Source organism: Enterobacter cloacae complex sp. P2B (assembly GCF_014895985.1).
Lineage (GTDB): Bacteria > Pseudomonadota > Gammaproteobacteria > Enterobacterales > Enterobacteriaceae > Enterobacter > Enterobacter bugandensis.
The window spans coordinates 115,591-137,212 of the sequence record NZ_JADBQQ010000020.1 but is presented as its reverse complement, the minus strand read 5'-3'; the positions used below and the strand labels follow the sequence as shown (position 1 = coordinate 137,212).

Sequence of the window (21,622 nt, the reverse complement as noted above, 5' to 3'; positions counted from 1 at the left end):
CACGCTATGGATACCTGGATTTACCTCTCGCAGGGGTTCGCCGTGGCGATGACCCCGGAAAACCTGGTGATCGCCCTGATCGGCTGTTTCGTGGGCACGATTGTCGGCCTGCTGCCGGGCCTTGGGCCGATCAACGGCGTGGCGATTTTACTCCCGCTGGCGTTTGCCCTGCATCTGCCTGCGGAATCGGCGCTGATCCTGCTGGCAACGGTCTACATCGGCTGTGAATATGGCGGACGCATTTCGTCGATCCTGCTTAACGTGCCGGGGGATGCGGCGGCGATCATGACCGCGCTGGACGGCTACCCAATGGCGCGGCAGGGACGCGGCGGCGTGGCGCTCTCCATCTCTGCGGTCAGTTCATTCTTTGGCTCACTGATTGCCATTGGCGGCATTATTCTGTTCGCTCCTGCGCTGGCCCAGTGGTCGCTGGCGTTTGGTCCGGCAGAATATTTTGCCCTGATGGTGTTCGCCTTTGCCTGCCTCGGCAGCATGATGGCGCAAAATCCGCTGAAGTCGTTTTTATCCGCGCTGATTGGCTTAGGGTTAGCCACCGTCGGCGTGGATGCCAACACCGGGGTCTATCGCTTTACCTTCGACAGCGTTCACCTGTCCGATGGCGTGCAGTTCATTGTCGTCGTGATCGGCCTGTTCTCTGTCTCTGAGATCTTACTGATGTTGGAGCATACTAGCAGCGGGCAGACGCTGGTGCGCAAAACCGGCCGGATGCTCTTTAGCGCTAAAGAGGGCGCGCAGTGCATCGGCGCCACGCTGCGCTCGTCGGTGATTGGCTTCTTCGTCGGCATCCTGCCGGGCGCCGGGGCCACTATCGCCAGCGCCATCACCTACATGACCGAGAAGAAGCTCAGCGGCAATAGCGACAACTTTGGTAAAGGCGATATTCGCGGCGTCGCCGCGCCTGAGGCGGCCAATAACGCCTCGGCCTGCGGTTCGTTTATCCCGATGCTGACCCTGGGCGTGCCGGGATCCGGCACCACGGCGGTGATGATGGGCGCGCTGACGCTCTATAACATTACTCCCGGCCCGGCGATGTTTACCGAGCAGCCTGATATTGTCTGGGGGCTGATTGCCGCGCTGCTGATCGCCAACGTCATGCTACTGGTGATGAATATCCCGCTGATTGGGCTGTTCACCCGCATGCTGACGATTCCGCTGTGGTTCCTGGTGCCCGCCATTGCCGCCGTCTCTGCGGTGGGGGTTTACGCGGTGCACAGCACCACGTTTGACCTCGTGCTGATGGTGGTCCTCGGCGTGTTCGGCTACATCCTGCGAAAAATGCACTTCCCAATGTCTCCGCTGATTTTGGGCTTTGTGCTGGGTGAGATGCTGGAGCAGAACCTGCGCCGCGCCCTGTCCATCAGCAACGGTAATGTGTCGATACTGTGGGACAGCAGCGTCGCGAAGGTTCTGTTAGCGCTCGCGGTCATGGTGATTGTGGTGCCGCCGGTGTTGCGCCTGCTGCGTCGTCGCCAGCGCAAACCGGAGCCGGATATCGGCTAACTATACGGACAGCTGGGCATTGACCCACTGCTTTAACGCCTGGCGGGAGATCTTAATCCCGCCATTTTTTAGCTCAGCCGGCAGCACCAGCCAGTGAACGGGCTGCTCAAAGCGCGCCAGCCTGCCCTGTACCCAGGTCGGGAAACGGGTGATATCCGTTCCCGGCTCGCACTCCACCACCGCCACCGGACGCTGTCCAAACTCGGCGTCATCCAGCGGGACGATAAACACCTGGTTAATCTGCGGATGCGCGGCGATAACGCGCTCCAGCGATTCCGGCTGGATCCCCTCTCCACCGCTGAAAAAGAGATTGTCCATGCGGCCTAAAATCGTCAGACGGTCGCCATGCCATTCCCCGCGATCGCGAGTGGCAAACCAGCCCTGCGCGTTGGTCAGCGGTATCAGCGCGCCGTCCCGCCAGTAGCCGGAAGCCATGCTCTGCGCTTTGATCCAGACTTCACCGTTAACGACCTGCACCTCTCTGCCCGGCAGCGCACGGCCCACGTCCGGATCGCCGTCAGCCTCTTTTGCGCAGACGGTAGAGGCAAACTCGGTGAGGCCGTAGCCGCAGTACGTCCGAACGCCCTGTTCCCGGGCCTTTTGCGTCAGCGTCACGGGAATGGCCGCCCCGCCGAGCAGCACCGCTTTCAGTGCGATGTGGCTTTCGCTATTGAGGAGACGCCAGAGCTGGGTCGGCACCAGCGAGGCGTGGGTGCAGCCGCGTAGCGCCTGCTCCAGCGGCTGCTTCTCGCGCACGGTTAAGCGCGCACCGGCCTGCAGCCAGCGCCATAAAATCCCCTGGCCGGAAACGTGAAACAGCGGCAGCGAAAGCAGCCAGTCGTCATTATCCCCGTAGGGCATCAGCGACAGCACGCCGCGGGCGCTGGCAAGATGGGCGGCGCAGGTATGCACCGCCGCCTTCGGCAGCCCGGTGGAGCCGGAGGTGAGCGTCATGGTGGCCAGCCGCGACGGCTGCCACGCAGCGCAGTACGCATCTGCTGGCTCGCACATGCTCAGGCCGTGAAGGCCGTCGTAGCTGCCGTCCAGCACCAGCGCAAAGCGCAGCGTCATCTGCGGGATCAGCACGTCGAGCAGCGGGCGCGGCAGCTGCGGATTAACGGGAAGAATACGTGCCCCGCACTGAAGCAGCGCCAGCCATGCCAGCAGCGTTTGCGGGTGGTTATAGGCCAGCAGCAGTACGCCGTCGCCCTCCGCCACACCCTGCTGGTGAAACCCTGCCGCAAGGCGCTCGACGCGCGCGCACAACTGCTGCCAGGTAAGCGCTTCATCATTCAGTCTCAGGGCCGGTTTATCGGCAAAAAGCGCGCGCCAGTGACGCCAGGGCCAGTCGGTAAAACTCATAGCAACGGCTCCAGCGCCTCTGCGTCGAGGCACGGCAGCGTGCTGGCAGGCCACTCGCGGAGAAGCTGAGCCTGCATCAGGTTCAGCGTGTCGAGGCCGGGAACCGTGTCAGGCGTTAACCAGGCGGCAATGCGCGCCAGTTGGGTCAGCCCCAGGCTGGACTCTATCGACGAGCTGATCACCGCCGTCAGCCCCAGCGCGTGCGCCGCCGAGACCTGCTCGCGCACCTTCGCCAGGCTGCCGGTTAGCGTCGGCTTAATCACCACCGCGCTAACGCCGGGCTCGGCGACAAATTCAAAATCGTCCTCGCGCAGGCTTTCATCCCAGGCGATGGCAATCCCCGTTTCGCGGGCAAAGGCGCGCGAATCATCACGGGTTTTGCACGGTTCTTCGAGGAAGGCAATGCGGCTGCGGTACGCCGGGTTGACGTACTTCGCGAACTGCAGCGCCTTAAGCGGCGTCCACGCGCGGTTGGCATCCAGACGCAGGTGCAGATCGGGGATTGCTTCCAGCAGCAGGTTGGCGACCATGCCGTCACGCACCGCTTCGTAGAGACCGACTTTGATTTTCGCCACTTTCTCGCCCGGCATGGCGGCGAGCAGCGCGAACAGCTCGTCCGGGTCGCCCGTGCAGAGCGGTGCCGCGCGATAGTTAGCCTCTTCCGGCAGGCTACCGTCCAGCTCCGCCAGCGCGCAGCTGATGCCAAAGGCGGCGGAAGGCGCGTCCGGTAATGCCGGGTTTGCGCCCTCACGCCACGCCTTTACCCACGTCAGCAATGCAGACTGCGCCTCATCCAGCGACTCCAGGCTAAAGCCCGGCAGAGGCGAAATCTCGCCCCAGCCTTCCTGCTCGTCCTGCTGCAAATGCACGAAGAAGCCGTCACGGGTTTTTAAACGCCGTTCACGCAGCACCACGCCCGCGTCCATCGGTATCTGCCAGCGGTAAACCTGCGCGCGACGCATTACGGGTTCCGTTTGTATTTGCTGAAGTCCGGCTGGCGTTTTTCGTTAAACGCGTTGCGTCCTTCCTGACCCTCTTCGGTCATGTAGAACAGCATGGTGGCGTTACCCGCCAGCTCCTGCAGACCCGCCTGACCGTCACAGTCGGCATTAAGTGCCGCTTTCAGGCAGCGCAGCGCCATCGGGCTGTTTTGCAGCATCTCGCGGCACCAGCGCACGGTCTCTTTTTCGAGATCGGCAAGCGGCACCACGGTATTCACCAGGCCCATATCCAGCGCTTCCTGTGCGTTGTACTGGCGGCACAGGAACCAGATTTCACGGGCTTTTTTCTGCCCGACGATGCGCGCCATGTAGGAAGCGCCCCAGCCGCCGTCGAAGGAGCCCACTTTCGGGCCGGTCTGGCCGAAGATGGCGTTTTCAGCAGCGATGGTCAGGTCGCACATCATGTGCAGCACGTGGCCGCCGCCGATGGAGTAGCCCGCCACCATCGCCACCACCGGTTTCGGACAGGTGCGGATCTGGCGCTGGAAATCCAGCACGTTCAGGTGGTGCGTACCCGCATCGTCCTGGTATCCGCCGTAGTCGCCGCGCACCTTCTGATCGCCACCGGAGCAGAAGGCCTTCTCGCCTTCACCGGTCAGCACGATCACGCCGATACTGTCGTCGTAGCGCGCATCCGCCAGGGCCTGAATCATCTCTTTGACAGTCAGCGGACGGAAGGCGTTACGCACCTGCGGACGGTTGATGGTGATTTTGGCAATGCCGTCGGCGGATTTGTGGTAACGAATGTCGGTGTAGCCTTCGGAGCAGTCCTGCCATTCAATCGGCGCATAAAGCATGTGTTCATCAGGATAGATCATAGAGTGTCCTTTATTCGAAGACGCAGTATCTGAGCCAGACTCGCGGCAACCGCGTCGGGGTTTTCCCGGTGGGCGTTGTGTCCGGCGTTTGGAATCGCATGGCGAACGGCGTCCAGTTCAGCGGCCAGGGCCGCGAACTTCTGGTCACGTTCACCGTAGAGATAGTCAAAAGGGAAATTGCATACGCTAATCGCGGCACGCAAATCGGGCTGCACGGCCAGCGACGTTGCTTCGAGCATCTTCGCCAGCGTCGCGCCGTTGTTCTGGCTGCGCAGGGCGATAAGCGCCTTGCGCTGGTGGTCAGTGAGGGAAGCAAATACCGGCTGTTGATACCAGTCGGTAAAGACCTTTTCCAGCGGTTCGGTGCGAAAACGCGTCGCCCAGCGGCGGTCGGATGTCCACCGCGCGTGACGCTCATCCTCATCAAGCAGGCCCGGATGTCCACCTTCAACGATCACCCCCAGCAGCCCCTTTGGCTGCTGGCAGGCATGAAACATCGCAATGCGGCCGCCGAGGGAGTACCCCACCAGCCAGTAGTTCAGTATGTTGTAACTAAGTAGAGTTCGGGTAAGTAACGTGCTCATCTCTTCGAACCCCGTCACGGCAATATCCCCGGACGCACCGTGGCCCGGCAGGTCAAGACAGAGCCGGGAATACTCGCCGAGTTGCTTCCCGACAGCCTGCCACTCGCGGCAGTCGCCGGAAAAACCGTGCAAAAAGACCAGCCAGGGATAGCCTGGTTTTCCGGCCTGCTGCACGCCCGAGAGGATCACAGCTGGCTCACCTGCGCCAGCAGGCTTTGCAGGGTCTGCGCGCCGTCGGCCTCGTTCACCACCAGCTCAATCAGCGTCGCGCCCGGCTGCTTCCAGGCGGTGCTTAACGCCGCTTCCAGCTGTTCCCAGCTTTCCGGGCGATGGTATTTCAGGCTGAACATCGCCGCGGCGTGTTCAAACTGCACGTTCTGCGGCATCAGATAGAAGCGCTCGCGCTCGCTCTGGGGCGTTGGCAACAGGGAGAAAATCTGCCCGCCGTTGTTGTTGACCACAATCAGCACAAACGGCGCGGACGCCTGACGCAGTAGCGCCAGCGCGTTAAGATCGTAGAGCGCGGAGAGATCGCCCACGATCGCCAGCGTCGATTTCGCGCTGGCGCGCTGCACCCCCGCCGCCGTCGAGATCAGCCCGTCGATGCCGCTGGCACCGCGGTTGCTGTACACCGGGTAGCCCACCGGCAGCTGCGAAAAGGCATCGATCAGCCGCACGACCAGGCTGTTGCCGACAAACAGCTGCCCCTGTTCTGGCAGGTATTGGCGAATACGGTGCGCCAGCCCGGCCTCGCTGAATGTCTCACAGCGCGCTTTGGTGATTTCCCACGCCTGACGCGACAGCTCAGGGATCGCCACCGCCCAGGGCTGACGTTTTTCCGCCGGGTGCAGTTCCAGCCAGCTATCAATTTTGCTCACCAGACGACGGCCGCGATGGTGCGCCGGGTCGAGCCGCCCTTCCAGCGCGTCCACCACCCAGTACTCTTCCGGCGTGCAGGTCGCCTGCCACTGCAGCAGACGTTTTCCGGTCAGGCTTGCGCCGATCTGGACCACAATCTGCGCCTGCGAAAGCTCAGTAACCGCTTTCGCGTTACCCAGCCAGAGATCGGCGCACGGCAGCGGCTGGCCGGTCTGGGAAAGCACGTCGCCAATCAGCGGCCAGCCGAGGGTTTGCGCCCATTCGGCGACCAGCCTGCCTTCGGCGGCGCTCATGCGCCCGGCGATGACCACGCCTCGCTTCTGCCGCCAGAAGAACCAGTCGCGCTGTTTCGCTCTCTCAAGATGCGTCTGCTCGCGCAGCCACGGCTTTTCGCTCTGCCACCATTCGCCGAGCGACCGCTGCCAGTCAAGGCCGGTATCGTCCAGCTCGCCGTACAGCGGCTCGGCAAACGGGCAGTTGATATGCAGCGCCCCGCTGCGCAATGTCGCCATGGCGTGATCGACGGTGGAGACCAGCCAGCTTGCAGGAATATCCTGGGTGGGACGCGGTAACGAAACCGTCTGCGAAGGATGCGTAGAAAAAAGTCCGGGCTGGCGAATGGCCTGATTGGCGCCGCAGTCGATTAGCTCAGGCGGACGGTCGGCCGTCAGCAGGATCAGTTTTTCACCGGTTAACCCGGCTTCAATCAGGGCCGGATAGAGGTTCGCCACGGCGGTACCGGAAGTGACAATCACCGCCACGGGTTCTTTGCTGACCTTCGCCAGCCCGAGCGCGAGATGTCCCAGACCTCGCTCGTCAAAGTGGGTGTGGTGAACAAACGCCCGGTTTTCAGCCGCCGCCAGCGTCAGCGGCGTTGAGCGAGAACCCGGTGCAATACACACGTGCCTGACGCCATGGCGCGTCAGGGCTTCAAGGATCACCGCCGCCCAGCGTCGGTTAAAAGAACTTACTGACATGAGATTGTCCGGTATCAAGAATGCGACACAGTATAAATAATAGAAAAAATTGGAATTTTGATATGAATCGGGATTGCGCGAATCAGTATTAATCCCTTAGGAGCAGAGAGCGCAATCCGGCGGCTTTGTTTTCGATCTCCTGCCACTCCTGCTCCGGGTCAGAGCCGCTGACAATGCCCGCTCCGGCGTAAAGCCGCAGAGCGTCTTCCTGTACGCGCGCCGAGCGCAGCGCCACGCAGAATTCGCTTTGTTCGGGGGATAAATACCCGGCCGAACCGGCGTACCACTCGCGGTTAAAGGGTTCAACGTGCTGAATAAACTCGCGCGCTGGCTGTCGCGGAAGCCCGGCAACCGCCGCCGTCGGCTGTAGCACGTGCAGGCACAGCTCATCGTCGGCCTGCTTGAGCTCGGTCCAGATACAGCGGCGTAAGTGCTGCACTTTGCGCAGGCGGATGACCTGAGCCGGCAACACCTCAAGCGTCTGCGTATGGTGTTGAAGACGCTGGCAGATATCTTCCACCACCAGCATATTTTCGCGCTGGTTTTTATCGTCATTCAACAGCCACTCGCCCAGACGCTGCGCCTGTTTATCGTCAGTATGGCTGGCGACGGTGCCCGCCAGCGCTTCGGTGCGCAGCAGCTTGCCGCGCCGCCGCCAGAGACGCTCGGGCGTGGAGCCGAGAAACGCGTTGCTGGCGTCGAATATCATGCAGAAATGATAGCAGTTTAAATTCAGGGCGCGGCTGGCGGCCATCAGCGCGACGGGGTTAACGCGCTGTTTACACTGCAGGTCGGTGGCTCGGGCGAGAACGACCTTTTCGAAATCACCGCGTGCAATCGTATTTGTCGCTTTGCCGATAAGGCTAAGCCATTGCGGTTTTTCCGGGTGATGGGTTTCGCGCTCAACCTGCACGGAGAGCGGACGGATCGGTCTGGCGGGGAGCAGTTGCTGTAAGAACGCCCGCGCGGTGTCGGCATCGTCCTCAAGCGAGCTGTCGCTCCACAGCTGCAGACGCAACGTGGCGTTGCCAGCGGTACGTCGCCACAGCAGACGCGGTAAAAAGAGGCTGCCCTGCTCCGGGTTAAACGCGTTCAGGCCGCAGATTCGGGTATCTTCAGGGGCGTGTTGCGCACTTAAAAACTGCGAGGCTAACGCCAGAGAGGAGAATTGGACGACCGCTCCCAGCGCGGCCAGCTCTTCATCGCCGTTACGCTGTTGCCAGTAAAACTGGGGATAGCACTGCTGCTCGCCCAGCCAGGCAAGGGGATCGAAGGCATCGTTTAACGGGAAAGAGACGTCGAAATGACGCAGGCCGGATGTGGCAGGTAACGCTTGCGAAAGATGGCTACGCAATTGTTCCAGCGCGAGGAAAATCGAATTCACGCGAACCTCTCCCTGTTAAAACCTCATATTATACGGGGTACCATAAGAAATATCAGTACCCACGTATAGGGAGTGGTTAAACGGCTTAACGACGGGCCAGCAGCAGACCCAGCACCAGCCCTACGGCTGCGCCCACCCCAATGCCCTGCCACGGTTTTTCATGGACGTAATCATCGGCACGATAAACCGCTTTTTTGGCGCGGTAGTAGTAAGTATCAGACGCATGGCTGACGCGGTTTTTTACGTCGTGGAGCGCCTGCTCGGCACGGGCTTTCAGCTCGATATATTTCTGATCGGCAGGGTCGCCCGAGGAACGTAACACCTCTTCCAGCGTTTCGCTCAGTAAGGTCAGGTCGTCGTCGATACGGGTATCCCAGGATTGAAATGACATATTTTTCTCCATGTTAGTACACCAGTCCGCTAACTATAGACAACGACGCGCCATTACGCCTGTTTCGCTTCCCGCGCCATGCCGATGTGCGGAATACCGTCTTCGTCGTAGATGTCTGTGACCGGCATAAAACCGAAATGACCGTAGAAGGATTGCAGGTGCGCCTGCGCGCCCAGGTATAACGCCTTGTCCGGCCACTGTTTCTGGCATGACTCCAGCGTTTTTTCCATCAGCTGATAGCCCAGTTTCTCACCCCGCGCGTTACCGCTGATAATGACCCGGCCTATCACCACGGGCTCGACATCGTCCTCGCTTTTCAGAATCCTCGCATACGCCACCAGCTCGTTATCCTTCCAGCCGAGGATATGGCGGTTTTCGCCAACGAGGTCATCGCCGTCGATGTCCTGATACGGGCACGTCTGTTCAACCACAAACACTTCGCAGCGCAGTTTAAGCAGCGCGTAGAGCGAATGAACGGTGAGCTCACTATGATGTAAATCTTGCCACTGGATCATCTCATTCTCCTTCCTGGGGTTCACCACGTTATACTAAACCCCTCCCCGTTCGGCAAAGGGCTGATTGCGTTATGGAACTGATTTTTCTGGGTACGTCCGCTGGCGTGCCAACCCGCTCACGAAACGTGACGGCAATTCTGCTGGATCTTAAGCACCCCACCCGCGGCGGGCTGTGGCTGTTTGACTGCGGTGAAGGGACGCAGCATCAGCTGCTGCACACCGCGTATCACCCCGGCAAGCTGGATAAAATTTTTATTACTCACCTGCACGGCGACCATCTGTTTGGCCTGCCGGGCCTGCTGTGCAGCCGCTCCATGGCCGGCAACGCCAATCCGCTGACGATTTACGGGCCTGCGGGTGTGCGTGAATTTGTTGAAACCGCGCTGCGCCTGAGCGGGTCATGGACGGATTATCCGCTGGAGATCGTTGAGATTAGCGAAGGCCTGGTTTTCGATGACGGTGATTATAAGGTGAGCGCTCAGCCGCTGAATCATCCCGTTGAGTGCTATGGCTATCGCATTGAAGCGCATGACAAACCCGGCGCGCTGGACGCCGCCGCGCTGATGGCCGCGGGCGTAAAACCCGGACCGCTGTTCCAGCGCCTGAAGCACGGCGAGACCGTCACGCTGGAGGACGGTCGTGTCATCAACGGTCAGGATTATCTCGCCGCGCCCGAGCCGGGCAAGAAGCTGGCTATCTTTGGCGACACGGCCCCGTGCCCTGCCGCCCTTCAGCTTGCCCGGGGCGTTGACGTGATGGTGCACGAAGCCACGCTGGAAACGGCGATGGAAGAGAAAGCCAACGGCCGCGGCCATAGCTCAACGCGTCAGGCGGCGCAGCTTGCCCGCGACGCAGGCGTCGGGAGGCTGATCGTCACTCACGTCAGTTCCCGCTACGATGCGCGGGGCTGTGCAGGCCTGCTGGCAGAGTGCCTGGCGGTGTTCCCGGCGTGCGAGCTGGCCGAAGATTTCGCTAAGGTCAGCGTTTAGCCCTTCATTTTTCTCTCAGGATGCCGATAACGATTAAAAGGTCAGCATTTCTCTCGAGGGTAGAATGGATAATTTCCAGAAAGATATTGATGACAGGGCGAATCTCACCCTGTCGAACCGTTTTGAACTGTTGCTGTTCCGTCTTGGCACCTCTCTGAACGAAAATAAATCCGAGCTGTTTGGCATTAACGTCTTTAAGCTGCGTGAAATTGTGCCGATGCCGGAATTCACAAAACCCGCCGGGATGAAATCACCGCTGATGGGGATGGTGAATATTCGCGATCAGGTGATCCCGGTGATCGATCTGGCCGCCGTGGCGGGCTGTAAGCCTACCACCGGGCTGAACATCCTGCTTATCACCGAATATGCCCGCAGCGTGCAGGCCTTTGCCGTGGAGTCGGTTGAAAACATCATGCGTCTGGACTGGAAGCAGGTGCACGCGGCGGAAACCGCCGTCAGCGGCCGCTATATCACCAGCATTGCCTGCCTGGATGAGAAAACGGATACCAACGATCTGGCGATGGTGCTGGACGTAGAGCAGATCCTGTATGACATCACCCCGGCCAACCACGATCTGCACGCCACCAATCTGAAAACCACCAAGTTCAACATCAAGCCGGGCGCAGTCGCGATTGTGGCGGAAGATTCCAAAGTGGCGCGTTCGATGCTGGAGAAAGGTCTACAGGCGATGGAGATCCCAGCGCAGCTGCACATCACCGGCAAAGACGCGTGGGAAAAAATTGGGGTTCTGGCCGCGCAGGCGCAGGCTGAGGGCGTGCCGATCACCGATAAGATCGCTCTGGTGCTGACCGACCTCGAGATGCCGGAGATGGACGGATTTACGCTGACGCGCAAAATCAAAACCGACCCGGTTCTGAAGGATATTCCGGTGGTGATCCACTCCTCCCTTTCCGGCAACGCCAACGAAGATCATATTCGCAAGGTGAAGGCGGACGGGTACGTGGCGAAGTTTGAGCTGAACGAGCTGTCGTCGGTGATTGAGGAAGTGCTGGACCGCTCAATGAAGAAGATTGACGGGCCGTTGATTAGCCGGAAGCAGCTGGCTTAGCTCCTGAGGGCGCAAACCATAAAAAAACCCGCCGAGGCGGGTTTTTTGTTTTTACATTAATGGCATCGCTCGCTGCACGATATCAATCAGCGGCTGCGGATAGATACCGAAGATCAGCACCAGCAGCGCGGAGATAAGCACCACGATACCACCGGCGCTGTACTGCCAGTTGCCTGGAGCATCACGGTTGAGCTGCTGAGGCGCGCTCAGGTACAGGCTCACGGCCACGCGCAGGTAGTAGTAGAGGCCAATCGCGGAGCCGATAACGACACCGGCAGTCAGCCACCACAGGTGCGCCTGCACACCGACGGCCAGCACGTAGAACTTACCGATAAAGCCCAGCGTCATCGGGATACCCGCCAGAGAGAGCATCATCACGGTCATTACGGCGGACAGAATTGGACGGTGCCAGAACAGACCACGGTAGGAGAACAGTGAATCGGCATCCGGACCACGGTACGGGCTGGACATCAGGCTCACCACGCCGAAGGCGCCGAGGCTGCTGAACAGGTAACCGGCCAGATACACGCCCACGGCTTCCATCGACATCTCACCGCTCTGCAGCGCAATCAGCGCCACCAGCAGGTAGCCCAGATGAGAGATGGACGAGTAGCCCAGCAGACGCTTGATGTTGGTCTGGCTCAGCGCCATCAGGTTACCGAAGATGATGGAGACGAACGCGATGATGCCCAGCACCACGCGAACGGCTTCACTATCACCCACCGGCGCGTACAGGAACAGACGCATGACCACACCGAAGATAGCGATTTTGCTCGCCGTCGCCAGGAAGGTAGAGACCGGTGCAGGCGCACCCTGGTATACGTCTGGCGTCCACAGGTGGAACGGAACCAGAGAGAGCTTGAAGCCGAGGCCAACGATCATCATGCCCAGACCCGCCAGCAGCAGCGGCTCATGCAGCATGCCGTCGCCGAGGCTCTTGCCGAGCGCCATGAAGGAGAGGTTACCGGACTGAGCGTACAGCAGCGCAATACCAAACAGCAGGAAGGATGACGCGGCAGCAGACAGAATGGTGTACTTGATGCTCGCTTCCAGAGAGCGCTTCTGACGGAAGGCGTAACCAATCAGGCCGAACAGCGGCAGAGAGATCAGCTCAATACCGAGGAACAGCGCGGCCAGATGGTTGGCATTCGCCAGCAGAATGCCGCCCAGCGCGGCAATCAGTACCAGCAGGTAAAACTCTTCTTTGTTGTCGTTGTAGCCTTCAAGCCACGGGTAAGCAAAGGTACAGGTTGCCAGGCTCGCCAGCAGCACCAGCCCGGTATACAGCATGGCGTAACCGTCAACGCGCATCAGCGGCGTGACGTCCATCGCCCCGCCCTGGCCAACAAACCAGAGTGAGACTAACGCGGCATTCAGGCCGATGACCGACAGCGTGGCATTCAGGAAGTGATTGCGTCGCCACGCAATGGAGAGCATCACAACCACCACCGTCAATCCGACGATCAGCAGCGGTAGCAGCGCGATCAGTTGTTGTGGAGTTATTGTCATGGCGAATTACGGCCTTGTAGTAGAAACAGAATTAACAAACCACTGCTGGATATTGCCCATCGCGCTGTGCGAGGTATCCAGAATCGGCTGCGGGAAGAAGCCCAACAGCACCAGCAGTACGACCAGCAGCAGGATGATGAACAGCTCACGCAGCGACATCCCCGGCAGTTCTTGTGCAGCAATTTCGCTCTTCGCTTTACCGAAGTAAGCGCGGTGCAGCATCGCCAGCGAGTACACGGAAGCGAACACCAGACCAAAGGTGGAGATCACGGTAATCACCGGTACCACTTTGAAGCTGCCGAACAGAATCATGAATTCGCCGACGAAGTTACCGGTGCCCGGCATCCCCAGGGTAGCCACCGCGAAGAACATGGAGAGCGCTGGCAGCCATTTAATTTTGCTCCACAGGCCACCCATCATACGCATGTCGCGGGTGTGCAGACGTTCATACAGCTGGCCGCACAGGATGAAGAGACCGGCTGCGGACAGACCGTGCGCAATCATCTGGATCACCGCGCCCTGGTACGCCAGCTGGCTGCCGGTGTAGATAGCAATCAGCACGAAGCCCATGTGGGAAACGGAGGTATAAGCAATCAGACGCTTGATGTCGTATTGCGTGAAGGCCATCCAGGCACCGTAGAAGATACCGATCACACCCAGCCACATGGCAATCGGTGCGAACTCCGCGGAGGCATTCGGGAACAGCGGCAGTGCGAAACGCAGCAGACCGTAGGCCGCCGTTTTCAGCAGGATGCCCGCCAGGTCAACGGAACCCGCCGTTGGTGCCTGGGAGTGCGCGTCTGGCAGCCAGCCGTGCAGAGGAACCACCGGCATTTTCACCGCGAAGGCAATGAAGAAGCCCAGCATCAGCAGGTATTCAACGCCGTGTGACATCGGGGTCTTCAGCAGGTCTTCGTAGTTGAAGGTCCAGGTGCCGGTTGCGTTGTGATGAACGAACACCAGCGCCAGAATGGCAATCAGCATTACCAGACCGCTCGCCTGGGTATAGATGAAGAACTTGGTTGCCGCCGTGATACGCGTTTTACCGTCGGACGCCTTGTGGCCCCACAGCGCGATCAGGAAGTACATCGGCACCAGCATCATCTCCCAGAAGAAGAAGAACAGGAACATGTCGATAGCAAGGAACACGCCGATCACGCCGCCCAGGATCCACATCAGGTTCAGGTGGAAGAAGCCCTGGTATTTTTCGATTTCTCGCCAGGAGCAGAGTACCGCCAGAACGCCGAGCAGACCGGTCAGCACCACCATCAGCAGCGACAGACCGTCAATCGCCAGGTGGATCGTAATGCCGAAACGCGGGATCCACGGCAGGATGAACTCAGACTGCCACTGCGGAATGCCCGCAGACTGGGTCAGTGAGTAACCGCCCTGCAACCACAGTTGCAGGCCAAGCGCGAGCGTCAATCCCATGGTGATCAGCGCGATCCAGCGCGGCATCTTCACGCCAAAGCGTTCGGTCTGCCAGCACAGGAAGCCGCCGATGAAGGGAATTAATATTAGCCAGGGTAGTAACATGGCGATTTACATTCCTTTTTAAGGCCCCCAGCAGGGGCCTGATTTTCAACGAATTCGAATAAAATTCACTTAACGATCAACGCAATACCATCAGCAGCGCCAGCACCACAACCGCACCGATGCTCATGGATGCCACATACCAGCGCAGGTAACCGTTCTCGCTGTACAGCAGGCCTTTCCCTGCAAAGCGGGAGAGGATCGCCGGGATGTTCATCAGGCTGTTCAGCGGGTCGCGCTTCAGCAGCCACGCAACGCCCAGGAACGGCTTAACGAAGATCATGTCGTACAGCCAGTCGAAGCCCCACGCGTTGTACCACCAGGTGCCCAGCAGGCGGCCCGGCGCACTGTTGGCCACGGCAGTGACCAGCGTACGTTTGCCCAGCCACAGCCATGCCGCAATCAGGATACCCGCGATAGCGACCACACCGGAGGTGATTTCAAGCGTCAGAACGCGACCGTGCTCAAGCTCGGTGGTGTCTGGCAGTACGCCCTGCAGCGGTGGCACAATCATCGCGCCAACGAAGGTGGACAGTACCAGCAGCACAATCAGCGGCAGGTGGTGGGTAATCCCCTTCCCTGCGTGAGCGTGAATTTGTTCTTTACCGTGGAATACGATGAAAATCATACGGAAGGTATACAGGGAAGTCATGAACGCACCGACCAGACCCGCAACCATCAGATTGATATGACCATTCGCCATGGCACCCGCAAGGATTTCGTCCTTACTGAAGAAGCCCGCGGTGATCAGCGGCAGTGCCGCCAGCGCCGCGCCGCCCACCAGGAAGCAGACATAGACCAGCGGGATGGACTTACGCAGTCCGCCCATCTTGAAGATGTTCTGCTCGTGATGGCAGGCCAGAATCACCGAACCGGATGAGAGGAACAGCAGCGCTTTGAAGAACGCGTGCGTCATCAGGTGGAAAATGGCCGCGTCCCACGCCTGAACGCCCAGCGCCAGGAACATGTAACCAATCTGGCTCATGGTGGAGTACGCGAGAACGCGCTTGATGTCGGTCTGAACCAGCGCGGCAAAGCCTGCCAGCACCAGCGTGACCGCACCGACGATACCCACCAGATGCAGAATTTCCGGAGTCATCAGGAACAGGCCATGGGTACGCGCAATCAGGTAAACACCGGCGGTGACCATGGTCGCAGCGTGGATCAGCGCGGAGACAGGGGTTGGACCTGCCATCGCGTCGGCCAGCCATGTCTGCAGCGGCAGCTGTGCGGATTTACCCACGGCACCACCCAGCAGCATCAGCGTTGCCCACCACAGCATGTTGTTGCCTGCGGCGAAGTGTGCTGGCGCCAGTTCCACCATCTCGCGGAAGTTCAGCGTGCCCAGTTCGTTGTAGAGAATGAACAGCGCGAACGCGAGGAAGACGTCACCCACGCGGGTCACGACGAACGCTTTCATGGCCGCTGCGCCATTCTTCGGATCGGTATAGTAGAAACCGATCAGCAGGTAAGAGCACAGGCCCACGCCTTCCCAGCCCAGATACATCAGCAGCAGGTTATCGGCCAGCACCAGAACGACCATACTGGCAATAAACAGGTTGGTGTAGGCGAAGAAGCGGGAGTAACCCTCTTCACCGCGCATGTACCAGGAGGCAAACATGTGGATCAGGAAGCCGACGCCGGTGACCACGGAGAGCATGGTCAGCGAGAGGCCGTCCAGCACCAGGTTGAAACCGATGTTGAAATCACCGACCGACATCCAGGTCCACAGCGGCACGCTGAAAGGCTGGCGTCCGTTGTTAAAGAAGTCGATACCCGCATACGCTGTCACCAGCGCGGCCAGGCCGACAGAGCCCATGCCAACGGTCGCGGACAGATTCTCAGACCAGCGGCCGCGAGAAAACGCCAGCAGCACGAAGCCAATCAGCGGAAAAATAATGGTTAAGGCAAGCATGTTCATCCACGCAACTCACTTACTGAATCGATGTTCAGATTCTGGCGGCGACGATGGAGCTGCAGCAACAGCGCCAGGCCAATACTCGCTTCAGCAGCCGCGAGGCTGATGGCGAGAATGTACATCACCTGACCATCGGTCTGGCCCCAGTAGCTTCCGGCGACCACGAAGGCCAGCGCGGAGGCGTTAATCATGATTTCCAGGCCGATCAGCATAAACAGCAGATTGCGGCGGATAACCAGACCGGTCAGACCCAGAACGAATAAAATCGCAGCGAGGATCAGTCCATGTGTTAAGGGGATCATGCGCGCTCCTCCGTTTTTCTTTTCGCGCGGTCGTCAGTGCGGTTGCTCAGCACCTCGCCAGCACGCTCTTCGCGGCCAACGTGGAAAGCCACAACCAGGCCTGCCAGCAGCAGCATAGAGGCCAGTTCCACCGCCAGAACGTATGGGCCAAAGAGCGTGATACCCACCTCTTTCGCACCAATTGGCGTGCCGTCGATGCCCTGATCGTTCACGCCCAGAATGGCGTAAACGATCACCACCAGCATGATGGCCGACAAAATTGCCGGGCCAATCCACACCTGCGGTTTTAACCACTGACGTTCCTGCTCAATTTCAGAGCCGCCCAGGTTCAGCATCATCACGACGAACACGAACAGCACCATGATGGCCCCGGCGTAAACGATGATCTCCAGCGCACCGGCGAAGTGCGCGCCCAGCGCGAAGAACACCCCGGAAATAGCCAGCAGCGAAATGATTAAGTACAGCAGCGCATGCACCGGATTGGTGTGCGTAATCACTCGCAGCGTAGCCAGGATGGCGATAAGGCCACAGATATAAAAAGCGAATTCCATTGCCCTCTCCTTACGGTAACAGGCTCTTGACGTCGATAGGCTTAGCTTCGTTCTCTGCTTCGCCCTTATCTTTGCCGTCGATTGCCATACCCGCCATCCGGTAGAAGTTATATTCCGGGTATTTGCCCGGACCGGAAATCAGCAGATCCTCTTTCTCGTACACCAGGTCCTGACGCTTGTACTCACCCAGCTCAAAGTCTGGAGTCAGCTGAATCGCCGTGGTTGGGCACGCTTCTTCACACAGACCGCAGAAGATGCAGCGTGAGAAGTTGATGCGGAAGAACTCAGGGTACCAGCGGCCGTCTACCGTCTCGGCTTTCTGCAGAGAGATACAGCCGACCGGACACGCTACCGCACACAGGTTACAGGCAACGCAGCGCTCGGAACCGTCCGGGTCGCGCGTCAGCACGATACGGCCACGGTAGCGCGGCGGCAGATATACCGGCTCTTCCGGGTACATCCGGGTTTCGCGTTTAGCAAACGCGTGCAGGCCGATCATCCAGATACTGCGTACCTGGGTACCGAAACCTACCAGTAATTCTTTTAAGGTCATGGTCTATAGCCCCTTATGGCTGCTGCCAGAGAATGACAGCTGCCGTTACCAACAAGTTGACGAGCGTCAGCGGCAGGCACACTTTCCAGCCGAAGGACATTACCTGGTCATAACGTGGACGCGGTAACGCTGCGCGAATCAAAATGAACATCATCATGAAGAACGCGGTTTTCAGCGCGAACCAGATGAACGGCGGTAAGAACGGGCCATGCCAGCCACCAAAGAACAGCGTTACCATCAACGCGGAAATGGTGACGATACCGATGTACTCGCCCACAAAGAACAGACCGAACTTCATGCCGGAATATTCAATGTGGTAACCGTCGGCCAGTTCCTGTTCGGCTTCCGGCTGGTCAAACGGGTGACGGTGACACACGGCCACGCCCGCGATAGCAAAGGTAATAAACCCAAAGAACTGCGGGATAACGTTCCAGATGTCGGCCTGGTTGTTGACGATGTCGGTCATGTTGAATGAACCGGCCTGCGCCACCACGCCCATCAGGGAGAGTCCCAGGAATACTTCGTAGCTCAGCGTCTGCGCGGAAGCACGCATCGCACCCAGCAGCGAGTATTTGTTGTTACTGGACCAGCCTGCGAACAGGACCGCGTAAACCGCGAGACCTGCCATCATCAGGAAGAACAGAATGCCGATGTTCAGGTCAGCGACCACCCAGGTCGGGCTGACCGGAACGATAGCAAACGCCAGCAGCAGCGAGGTGAAGGCGATCATCGGTGCCAGAGTAAAGATCACGCGATCCGAGAAGCGAGGGATCCAGTCCTCTTTAAAGAACATCTTGATCATGTCCGCGACCAGCTGGAGTGAACCACCCCAGCCCACGCGGTTCGGTCCGTAACGGTTCTGGAACAGACCGAGCAGACGACGTTCACCAAAGCTCATGAACGCGCCGCAGGTGACCACCACCAGCAGGATCACAATCGCTTTCAGAATGCTCAGCAGGATGTCGATAAGATCCGGCGTTAACCAACTCATGCTTTTGCCTCCTGCAGATTATCAAGACGCGCACCCGCCAGAACCGGCGCGATGCCAGGCATACCCATCGGCAGACCGACCTGCCCTGCTGTCAGATTTTCAGAAATAATCAGCGGCAGGCTGATGGTCTGGCCGTCATAGCTAAAGGCGATGTTCGCGCCCGCGTTAACGCCAAGCTTCGCGGCATCCGCCGGGTTGAGCTTGATGTAAGGCTGCGGCATACGGGTCTGGAAGACCGGTGAACGCTGGGACAGCTCGTCGCTACCGAACAGGTGGTAGTACGGGGCAATACGCCAGCTACCGTCCTGCGCCTGGAAGCTCGCCGGTACGGTGGTGAAGAAGTCCAGACCGGTTTCGGAAGCTTCAATCAGACGCACGCCCGGATCGCCGTGGCGCAGGGAGCCGCCCACTTCAGCCTGGAACTTGTTCCACGCCTGCGGGGAGTTCCAGCCCGGAGCCCATGCGAACGGGATTTGCGAACGCGGGGCAGACGGCTGGTTGTTCCCTTCCATGGAGAAGGCGAACATGGTGTCTTTATCCTGCGGCTGGCGCGGTTCGTGTACGCTGATGTTGGCACGCATCGCGGTACGGCCGCTGTAGCGGTGCGGTTCACGCGCCAGCTTCTGGCCGCGGATGCGGAAGCTGGCTTCAGGTGCGGCATCTTTAATGCCTGCCAGCTGAGGCAGTTTTTCGACTACCGCGTCGATAACGTGGTCGAGCTGCGTCCAGTCCACTTCACGGCTCTGCACGGTGCTGTGCAGGGAGTGCAGCCAGCGCCAGCTTTCCAGCATCACGGTGTTGCTGTCGTAGTACGCCGGGTCATAAACCTGGAAGAAACGCTGGGCGCGGCCTTCGTTGTTGATAACGGTACCGTCGCTTTCTGCGAAGCTTGCCGCAGAGAGCACCAGGTGCGCTTTGTCCATGATCGCGGTGCGCTGATGGTCAATCACCATCACCAGCGGCGCTTTGGAGAGCGCGGCGTCAACGCGAGCGGCAGACGCATGACGATGCAGATCGTTTTCCAGCACCACCACGGCGTCAGCGGCACCGGATTCCAGTTCGCTTAACGCTTCTTCCAGCGAGCCGCCGCCAATCATGCCCAGACCGATGCTGTTTACCGCACGGGCAATCATGGTCACGCCGACGTCTGCACCGCGGCCTTTCAGGGCTTTGGCAACGTTCGCGGCGGCCTGAATGATTTCAGCGCTCCCGGCGTTGGTTCCGGAGATAATCAGCGGTTTCTTCGCACCTGCGAGGGCCTGAACAATCACGTCGACCTTGTTTTGCAGGTCGCGATCCAGCTCAACGGCCGGTGAGCTGTTGTCCAGCGCGTGGGCAATGGCAAAGCCGAGGCGCGCCTGATCTTCAACCGGGGCGCAGTAGGTCCACGCCGCGATATCATCCAGACGGGTATTGTCGACGTTGGTTACAAACAGAGGGTGCTTAGCGCGCTGGCCGATGTTGAGGATTGCCGCAATCTGCCAGTCAGCCACTTTCTGCGCCGCTGCCATTTCACGTGCTTTACCCTTCACCGCCTGACGAACCGCCAGGGCCGCGCGGGCGCCGGTCTGCGTCAGGTCTTCACCCAGCACCAGAACCGCATCATAGGATTCAATTTCGCGCAGCGCAGGGGTATGGATACCACCTTCACGCAGCACTTTCAGTACCAGTTGCAGACGTTCCTGCTCGCCCTGGGCGATGCCGGTATAGAAGTTTTCCGCCCCGACCAGCTCGCGCAGCGCGAAGTTGCTTTCGATGCTGGCGCGCGGGGAGCCGATGCCGATCACTTTCTTCGACTGGCGCAGAATATCTGCCGCGCCCTGCATCGCCTGTTCAGCGTTCAGGGTAATGAAGTCGTCGCCACGGCGCTGAACCGGCTGACGCGGACGGTCTTTCAGGTTCACATAGCCATAGCCGAAACGACCGCGGTCGCACAGGAAGTAGTGGTTTACGGTACCGTTGTAACGGTTTTCGATACGACGCAGTTCACCGTAGCGCTCACCCGGGCTGGTGTTACAGCCGAGGGAACACTGCTGGCAGATGCTTGGCGCAAACTGCATGTCCCATTTACGGTTGTAACGCTCGGAGTGGGTTTTATCCGTGAAGACGCCGGTCGGGCAGATTTCGACCAGGTTACCGGAGAATTCGCTTTCCAGCACGCCGTCTTCCGTACGACCGAAGTAGACGTTGTCGTGTGCGCCATACACGCCCAGATCCTGACCGTCCGCGTAGTCTTTGTAGTAACGCACGCAGCGGTAGCAGGCGATGCAGCGGTTCATTTCGTGAGAGATGAACGGCCCCAGATCCTGGTTACGGTGGGTACGCTTGGTAAAGCGATAGCGACGGAAGCTGTGACCGGTCATCACGGTCATATCCTGAAGGTGGCAGTTACCGCCCTCTTCACAAACCGGACAGTCGTGCGGGTGGTTGGTCATCAACCACTCCACCACGCTTTCGCGGAACTGTTTGGCTTCTTCGTCATCAATCGAAATAAAGGTGCCTTCGGTGGCTGGCGTCATACAGGACATTACCAGGCGACCACGCGTGTCTTCCGCGTTTTGATATTGCTTCACCGCACACTGGCGGCAAGCACCGACGCTGCCCAGCGCCGGATGCCAGCAAAAGTACGGAATATCGAGGCCAAGAGACAGACAAGCTTCCAGCAGGTTGTCCGCCCCGTTGACTTCGTATTCTTTGCCGTCTACATGAATCGTAGCCATTAGCATGCTTCCAGTTGGCTCAGTCGAAACCGAGCGTTAATCAAAATTCTTGTCG

Annotated in this window: 19 protein-coding genes; 3 read left to right on the top strand and 16 right to left on the bottom strand. The window is 59.4% G+C overall.

Going from position 1 to position 21,622, the window contains the following annotated elements:
• Positions 1-6 precede the first annotated feature (6 nt).
• Entirely contained in the window at positions 7-1,521 is a 1,515-nt protein-coding gene (locus IM313_RS17795; protein WP_192971269.1) for a tripartite tricarboxylate transporter permease, read from the top strand.
• Here the strand turns inward: IM313_RS17795 and menE are convergent, their stop codons facing one another.
• The 8 genes from menE to IM313_RS17755 all read right to left on the bottom strand — a co-directional run bounded on the left by menE (position 1,522) and on the right by IM313_RS17755 (position 9,432).
• A complete protein-coding gene (gene menE, locus IM313_RS17790) occupies positions 1,522-2,883 on the bottom strand; it encodes an o-succinylbenzoate--CoA ligase (RefSeq protein WP_192971268.1) in 1,362 nt (453 codons plus the stop codon). It abuts the gene before it with no gap.
• Positions 2,880-3,845 (bottom strand): o-succinylbenzoate synthase, encoded by a 966-nt coding sequence (gene menC / locus IM313_RS17785; protein ID WP_192971267.1) that lies wholly within the window; start codon positions 3,843-3,845, stop codon positions 2,880-2,882. Before menC ends, menE begins: the two co-directional genes overlap by 4 nt.
• Positions 3,845-4,702 carry a 1,4-dihydroxy-2-naphthoyl-CoA synthase gene (gene menB, locus IM313_RS17780; protein WP_192971266.1) on the bottom strand — a complete coding sequence of 286 codons (858 nt, stop codon included), beginning with the start codon at positions 4,700-4,702 and terminating at the stop codon, positions 3,845-3,847. Before menB ends, menC begins: the two co-directional genes overlap by 1 nt.
• Complete coding sequence (gene menH / locus IM313_RS17775) at positions 4,699-5,475, bottom strand: 2-succinyl-6-hydroxy-2,4-cyclohexadiene-1-carboxylate synthase (protein ID WP_192971265.1); 777 nt, start codon at positions 5,473-5,475, stop codon at positions 4,699-4,701. Before menH ends, menB begins: the two co-directional genes overlap by 4 nt.
• Complete coding sequence (gene menD / locus IM313_RS17770; protein ID WP_192971264.1) at positions 5,472-7,142, bottom strand: 2-succinyl-5-enolpyruvyl-6-hydroxy-3-cyclohexene-1-carboxylic-acid synthase; 1,671 nt, start codon at positions 7,140-7,142, stop codon at positions 5,472-5,474. The genes menH and menD overlap by 4 nt, the downstream gene beginning before the upstream one ends.
• Positions 7,143-7,230: 88 nt before the next feature.
• Positions 7,231-8,526: an isochorismate synthase MenF gene (gene menF / locus IM313_RS17765; protein WP_192971263.1), complete on the bottom strand. Its 1,296-nt coding sequence runs from the start codon at positions 8,524-8,526 to the stop codon at positions 7,231-7,233.
• Between the two features lie 85 nt (positions 8,527-8,611).
• Positions 8,612-8,917 carry a stress response protein ElaB gene (elaB, locus tag IM313_RS17760; protein ID WP_028013924.1) on the bottom strand — a complete coding sequence of 102 codons (306 nt, stop codon included), beginning with the start codon at positions 8,915-8,917 and terminating at the stop codon, positions 8,612-8,614.
• 53 nt (positions 8,918-8,970) lie between these two features.
• Positions 8,971-9,432, bottom strand: coding sequence for a GNAT family N-acetyltransferase (locus IM313_RS17755; RefSeq protein WP_045629890.1), 462 nt, complete (start codon positions 9,430-9,432; stop codon positions 8,971-8,973).
• A gap of 71 nt (positions 9,433-9,503) precedes the next feature.
• Here IM313_RS17755 and rbn point away from each other — a divergent pair, with 71 nt between their 5' ends.
• Together rbn and IM313_RS17745 are read left to right on the top strand one after the other, a co-directional pair.
• Positions 9,504-10,421 (top strand): ribonuclease BN, encoded by a 918-nt coding sequence (rbn, locus tag IM313_RS17750; protein WP_192971262.1) that lies wholly within the window; start codon positions 9,504-9,506, stop codon positions 10,419-10,421.
• Positions 10,422-10,485: 64 nt separating this feature from the next.
• Positions 10,486-11,490, top strand: a complete 1,005-nt coding sequence (locus IM313_RS17745; RefSeq protein WP_008500216.1) for a chemotaxis protein — start codon at positions 10,486-10,488, stop codon at positions 11,488-11,490.
• A gap of 51 nt (positions 11,491-11,541) precedes the next feature.
• On the opposite strand, the gene nuoN is transcribed toward IM313_RS17745, so the two are convergent.
• From nuoN to nuoG, 8 genes are all read right to left on the bottom strand, one after another.
• On the bottom strand, positions 11,542-12,999 hold the full coding sequence (nuoN, locus tag IM313_RS17740) for an NADH-quinone oxidoreductase subunit NuoN (RefSeq protein WP_028013929.1): 1,458 nt from the start codon (positions 12,997-12,999) through the stop codon (positions 11,542-11,544).
• A 6-nt stretch (positions 13,000-13,005) separates the two neighbouring features.
• Positions 13,006-14,535 (bottom strand): NADH-quinone oxidoreductase subunit M, encoded by a 1,530-nt coding sequence (gene nuoM / locus IM313_RS17735; protein WP_008500214.1) that lies wholly within the window; start codon positions 14,533-14,535, stop codon positions 13,006-13,008.
• Positions 14,536-14,611: 76 nt separating this feature from the next.
• Positions 14,612-16,453 (bottom strand): NADH-quinone oxidoreductase subunit L, encoded by a 1,842-nt coding sequence (gene nuoL, locus IM313_RS17730; protein WP_045629894.1) that lies wholly within the window; start codon positions 16,451-16,453, stop codon positions 14,612-14,614.
• Positions 16,450-16,752, bottom strand: a complete 303-nt coding sequence (gene nuoK, locus IM313_RS17725; protein ID WP_003861496.1) for an NADH-quinone oxidoreductase subunit NuoK — start codon at positions 16,750-16,752, stop codon at positions 16,450-16,452. Before nuoK ends, nuoL begins: the two co-directional genes overlap by 4 nt.
• A complete protein-coding gene (gene nuoJ / locus IM313_RS17720; RefSeq protein WP_008500212.1) occupies positions 16,749-17,303 on the bottom strand; it encodes an NADH-quinone oxidoreductase subunit J in 555 nt (184 codons plus the stop codon). The genes nuoK and nuoJ overlap by 4 nt, the downstream gene beginning before the upstream one ends.
• Positions 17,304-17,313: 10 nt before the next feature.
• Positions 17,314-17,856 carry an NADH-quinone oxidoreductase subunit NuoI gene (gene nuoI, locus IM313_RS17715; protein WP_003861491.1) on the bottom strand — a complete coding sequence of 181 codons (543 nt, stop codon included), beginning with the start codon at positions 17,854-17,856 and terminating at the stop codon, positions 17,314-17,316.
• Between the two features lie 13 nt (positions 17,857-17,869).
• Positions 17,870-18,847, bottom strand: coding sequence for an NADH-quinone oxidoreductase subunit NuoH (gene nuoH / locus IM313_RS17710; protein WP_008500211.1), 978 nt, complete (start codon positions 18,845-18,847; stop codon positions 17,870-17,872).
• Entirely contained in the window at positions 18,844-21,567 is a 2,724-nt protein-coding gene (gene nuoG / locus IM313_RS17705; protein ID WP_192971261.1) for an NADH-quinone oxidoreductase subunit NuoG, read from the bottom strand. Before nuoG ends, nuoH begins: the two co-directional genes overlap by 4 nt.
• Between the last annotated feature and the right edge of the window lie 55 nt (positions 21,568-21,622).